Raw genomic sequence first — 5,201 nt, forward strand, 5'->3', positions numbered from 1 at the left:
GTTGGGGGGCCGGGTTGGGAAGCCGAGGCGGTCCAGGGCCAGGAAAGCCGGAGGCGCCCTCATGGGGAAGTCAAGGTGCTTTCGTGAAGATGCAGAGAGTCCCCTCCTGAAGATGTCGAGGTCCTGAAGATGTCGAGGGTGCTCGTGAGAAGTCGGGGCGTTCTCGTGGGGAAGTCGAGGGTTGCCCTGGCGAGCAAGTCGAGGGTGGCCTCGCGGTAAGTCATGGCCGCCTTCGGGGGCAGCCTGGGGAGCATTTGTGCGGGTCAATGGGGACCTGGGTTCGAGAGAAAGGGTGGGTTTTTGCCGATTCATATACCGCCCGTACACTTGCCATGCACCAAGATCTGTTAGAGCTTCGGCCAAGCCACGGCTAGGGTCCTGACCAGCGCCTCCGTAGGCGCGAGGTGGTCGTGGCGAGTGAGTGTTCGCGTGGCCGTGCCGAGGCGTTCTCAGGATTCACTCCTGTCCATGTCGCCCGAATTTCGGTCTGGCCGAATTTTCTCCTTGCAGTGACCCCAAACCTCCGGAAATTTCGCGTGTCAGGTCCCAAACCCGGGCGCTGGCAGGGGATTGCTAGACACTCGCACAATTAGCGACGCTCAGAGCCTTCATATCGGTTCTGCGCCTGCGTAGACTCCGGGAACCGGCCAAGGTGATCCGGCGGAACGCGGATTCAACCGGAAGCGGCACCCACAACCCGGATGGTGCCGCAACACCCGCCGAGGTAGCCGGGAGGCACCGCCCGGGCAGGACGACCGGTCTTGCCGAGGAGAACGATGAGCAGGCACATGCTGGCAGCTGAGCCAGCGTCCAATCTGGTTCTGAGCGGAAACAATCTCACCATCGTGATCGTGGTCGCCGCGGTCGCACTGATCGCGCTAGCCGTCGCCGGCGGACTGGTGCGGGAGGTGCTGTCCGCCGGCCAGGGCACCGAACGCATGCAGAACATCGCGCGGGCCGTACAGGAGGGCGCCAGCGCCTACCTCGCGCGTCAGTTCCGCACGTTGGCGATCTTCGTCGTCGTGATTCCCTTCCTGTTGCTCCTGCTGCCGGGAGAGACAGACGTACGCATCGGACGTTCCATCTTCTTCGTGGTCGGCGCGGTGTTCTCCGCGCTGACCGGGTTCCTCGGCATGTGGCTGGCCGTGCGCGGCAACGTGCGCGTGGCGGCCGCGGCCAAGGAGTCGGGCGAGAAGCGTGCCATGCGCATCGCCTTCCGCACCGGCGGCGTGGCGGGCATGGTCACCGTCGGCCTCGGCCTGCTCGGGGCGGCCGTCGTGGTGTTCGTGTACCAGGGTGACGCGCCCTACGTGCTCGAAGGGTTCGGGTTCGGGGCGGCGCTGCTGGCGATGTTCATGCGTGTCGGCGGCGGCATCTTCACCAAGGCGGCCGACGTGGGCGCCGACCTGGTGGGCAAGGTCGAGCAGGGCATCCCGGAGGACGACCCGCGCAACCCCGCCACCATCGCCGACAACGTGGGCGACAACGTCGGTGACTGCGCCGGCATGGCGGCCGACCTGTTCGAGTCGTACGCGGTCATGCTGGTCGCGAGCCTCATCCTGGGGCGGGCGGCGTTCGGCGAGGAGGGGTTGATCTTCCCCCTCATCGTCCCGATGATCGGTGTCCTCACCGCGATCATCGGCATCTTCGTCACCGGCATGCGCGACCGCGACCGCAGCGGCATGGCGGCGATCAACCGCAGCTTCTTCATCTCGGCCGCGATCTCGGCGGTGCTGGTGACCGCGGCCGCGTTCTGGTACCTGCCGGACAGCTTCGCCGGTCTGACGGGCGCCACCGTGCAGTCCGACGCCGACCCGCGGCTCATCGCCATCGTCGCGGTGCTGATCGGGCTCGTGCTGGCCAGCGCCATCCAGCTGCTCACCGGGTACTTCACGGAGACGACGCGGCGTCCGGTCCGGGAGATCGGCGAGAGCTCCGTCACCGGCCCCGCCACCGTCATCCTGTCCGGCATCAGCGTCGGCCTGGAGTCGGCGGTCTACTCGGCGCTCATCATCGGCGGCGCGGTCTACGGCGCGTTCCTGCTCGGCTTCGGGAACGTCACGATCGCCCTGTTCGCGGTCGCGCTCGCGGGCACCGGTCTGCTGACCACGGTCGGCGTCATCGTCTCCATGGACACCTTCGGCCCCGTCTCCGACAACGCCCAGGGCATCGCCGAGATGTCCGGCGACGTCGACGGTGAGGGCGCCCGCGTGCTGACCAGCCTCGACGCCGTCGGCAACACCACGAAGGCCATCACCAAGGGCATCGCCATCGCGACCGCCGTGCTGGCCGCGACGGCGCTGTTCGGAGCCTTCCGTACGGCGGTCGAGACCGAGCTGGCGGCGGCGACCACGTCCGTCAAGGAGGCGCTCGGCACGTTCTCCACCTTCAGCCTCAGCATCGACCAGCCGAACGTCCTGGTCGGTCTGATCATCGGCGCCGCGGTCGTGTTCCTGTTCTCCGGACTCGCGATCATGGCGGTCGGGCGGGCCGCGATGCGGGTGGTCTTCGAGGTACGCGAACAGTTCCGCAAGAACCCCGGCATCATGGACGGCACGCAGAAGCCGGAGTACGGCCGGGTCGTGGACATCTGCACCCGCGACTCGCTCCGCGAGCTGGCCACGCCCGGTCTGCTGGCGGTCATGACGCCGATCGCGGTCGGGTTCGCCCTGGGGTATGCCCCGCTGGGCGCCTTCCTGGCGGGCGCCATCGCCTGCGGGACCCTGATGGCCGTCTTCCTGGCCAACTCGGGCGGCGCCTGGGACAACGCCAAGAAGCTCGTCGAGGACGGTCACCACGGCGGCAAGGGCTCTCCGGCGCACGAGGCCACGATCATCGGCGACACGGTCGGCGACCCGTTCAAGGACACGGCCGGTCCGGCCATCAACCCGCTGATCAAGGTGATGAACCTGGTGGCGCTGCTGGTGGCGCCCGCGGTCGTGCTGTACGCGGGCAACCCGGTGCTGCGCATCGGCATCACCGTGGTGGCGGTGGGCGTGGTGGTCACGGCCATCGTCGTGTCGAAGCGGCGTTCCGTGACCATCGCGCCGACCAGCAACAACGACCGCACCCACGAGCCCGTCCCCTCGTAAACCGCGACCAGAACCGGCGACGCCCGCTTCCCCATCCGCAGCTGGGGAGGCGGGCGTTTCCATGCCCGAGGTGGCGGCGGACGATTGACGTGGGTGGCGTGGCGGAGGTAGGCGGCGAGGACCTGTCGGGCGCTTGACGGGTGCCGGGCCACCGCCGGCAGGTTACGGCGGAGAGCGCCGGGCCCGGCGGTGCCGGCTTGGGGATGAGGTCACTCCGGTTTGGCGGGCATCAGGCCGATGGCCGGGAGGATGGCCTGATCGACGATGGCGGCCAGGTCGGTGTCGGTGGGTGGCTTGCCGGTGTCGAGGAGGCGTTTGGTGATGAGGGCTTCGCCGATGTCGGCCACCACCGGGGTGAGGAGTTCGGCGGGGAAGTGACCCCGCTCGGCGTAGTGCCGCAGCACGGTGCTGGTGAACGTGCCGCCCCGGTTGGCGAAGACCTTCTCGAACAGCGCGTCGGAGACCTTGGCCGAGCCTTTGGGGTCGGTGAGGATGGCCGCGACCGCGAGCCCGGCCGGGCTGAGCGTCCACTTGACCATGAGCTGGAGCGCGCGGATCAGGTCGCCGCGCAGGTCGTCGGCCCCAGGCGTCGGCTCCTCGACCGGATGGGCGTGGTAGAGCGCGTCCACGAGCACCTCGATCGGGTCGGACCAGCGGCGGTAGAGCGTGGTGCGGGCGGTCGCCGCCCGCTTGGCGATGCCGTCCATGGTCAGCCGCCCGACGCCGACCTCCAGCACCTCCTGCAGCACCGCGGCGTGGATGGCGCTGATCAACTCCTCGCCGCGCCGCCGGGTGCGTCCGTCGCGTTCGCTCATCGTTGCCCCCTTGCTTAGCTACAGCGATGTAGCTTACCGTCGAAGAAGTAAGCTACAGTCGTGTATCTAATTGCTGGGGATACCCATGTCCATCACCGCGTCGGCCCCGACAGCGAGGGCCGTGCCGCTCGCTCAGCGGTCACCCGCCCCCGATCTCGCGCGAGGCTTCATGCTGCTGCTCATCGCGGTGGCGCACGCGCACATGTACCTGTCCGGCCATGAGGTCGGCTTCCGCGGCTACACCCTCGACGGAGGGACCCTCGACCGGCTGGTGGCCGGGGTCCAGATCCTCCTGGTGGACGGGCGCGCGCTGCCCATGTTCGCCGCGCTGTTCGGTTACGGTCTCGTCCAGATCGCGAACCGGCAGGCCGCCGCCGGGCGGAGCTGGCCGGAGGTGCGGCGGGTGCTGCGCGCCCGGAGTCTGTGGCTGCTCGCGTTCGGGTTCTGCCACGCGCTCCTGCTGTTCTTCGGCGACATCCTGGGCGCGTACGGGCTCATCGGCCTGCTGCTCGTCGGCTTCGTCCGGCGCAGTGACCGGGCGCTGTTCTGGGCCGCCGGGATCGGCGCCGTCCTGCACGTCGTCGTGCTCGCCGGGTTCGGGCTGCTGACTCTGAGCGCGCCGAAGGGTGACACCCCCGCGGCCATGGCCGACCCGCTGGAAGCCCTCATGACGCGGATGATCGGCTGGGCCGGGATGACGCCCACCTACTTCGCCGTCGGCGTCGTGTCGGCCTTCTTGCTCGGCATCTGGGCGGCCCGCCGCCGCCTGCTGGAGGAGCCGCGGGCGCACCGGGCGTTGCTCGCCCGCGTCGCCACGTTCGGCACGGCGGTCGCGGTCGTCGGCGCGGTGCCGCTGACGCTGATCGACACGCGGCTCTGGGGGCCATCAGACGCGGTCAGCGTGTCGGTGTACGCGTTGCACAGCGTCACCGGCATCGCCGGCGGCCTCGCCTACGCCGCGCTGGTCGGGCTCTTCGTGGCGGGCAGGGAAGGACGGACGGGCCCGGTCGGCAGGGCGCTCGCCGCCTGCGGCCAGTGGTCGCTCACGTGCTACCTGCTCCAGTCCGTGGTCTTCGTCGCGCTCTTCACGCCGTACCTGGGCGGGATCGGCACCCGCGTCGGCGACGCGGCCGCGTCCGGCATCGCCGTGCTGACCTGGCTGGGCAGCGTGGTGCTGGCCGCGTCACTGTCCCGTACGGGCAGGCGCGGACCGGCGGAGACGGCGCTGCGGAAGCTGACGTACCGCCGCGCCGGCTGAATCCGGCTTCCCCTGGGGGCGGAGGGGCGGGGTGGG

General features: G+C 69.6%; 3 protein-coding genes. 2 read left to right on the forward strand and 1 reads right to left on the reverse strand.

Translation table 11 applies throughout. The features are described from left to right. Positions 1-776: 776 nt before the first annotated feature. Positions 777-3,092, forward strand: a complete 2,316-nt coding sequence (locus E1286_RS45795; RefSeq protein ID WP_132623472.1) for a sodium-translocating pyrophosphatase — start codon at positions 777-779, stop codon at positions 3,090-3,092. A gap of 209 nt (positions 3,093-3,301) precedes the next feature. On the opposite strand, the gene E1286_RS45800 is transcribed toward E1286_RS45795, so the two are convergent. Next, positions 3,302-3,907 (reverse strand): TetR/AcrR family transcriptional regulator, encoded by a 606-nt coding sequence (locus tag E1286_RS45800; RefSeq protein ID WP_132623474.1) that lies wholly within the window; start codon positions 3,905-3,907, stop codon positions 3,302-3,304. An 85-nt stretch (positions 3,908-3,992) separates the two neighbouring features. On the opposite strand from E1286_RS45800, the gene E1286_RS45805 reads away from it, so the two are divergent. Beyond that, a complete protein-coding gene (locus E1286_RS45805) occupies positions 3,993-5,165 on the forward strand; it encodes a DUF418 domain-containing protein (RefSeq protein ID WP_132623476.1) in 1,173 nt (390 codons plus the stop codon). Positions 5,166-5,201: the final 36 nt, after the last annotated feature.

The sequence above is a fragment of the Nonomuraea terrae genome (assembly GCF_004348995.1).
In the GTDB taxonomy this organism is placed as follows: Bacteria; Actinomycetota; Actinomycetes; order Streptosporangiales; family Streptosporangiaceae; genus Nonomuraea; species Nonomuraea terrae.

Coding starts and splice junctions, on each gene's coding strand:
- E1286_RS45800 (WP_132623474.1), bottom strand. CDS start 3,907: ATGAGCGAACGCGACGGACGCACCCGGCGGCGCGGCGAGGAGTTGATC.
- E1286_RS45805 (WP_132623476.1), top strand. CDS start 3,993: ATGTCCATCACCGCGTCGGCCCCGACAGCGAGGGCCGTGCCGCTCGCT.
- E1286_RS45795 (WP_132623472.1), top strand. CDS start 777: ATGAGCAGGCACATGCTGGCAGCTGAGCCAGCGTCCAATCTGGTTCTG.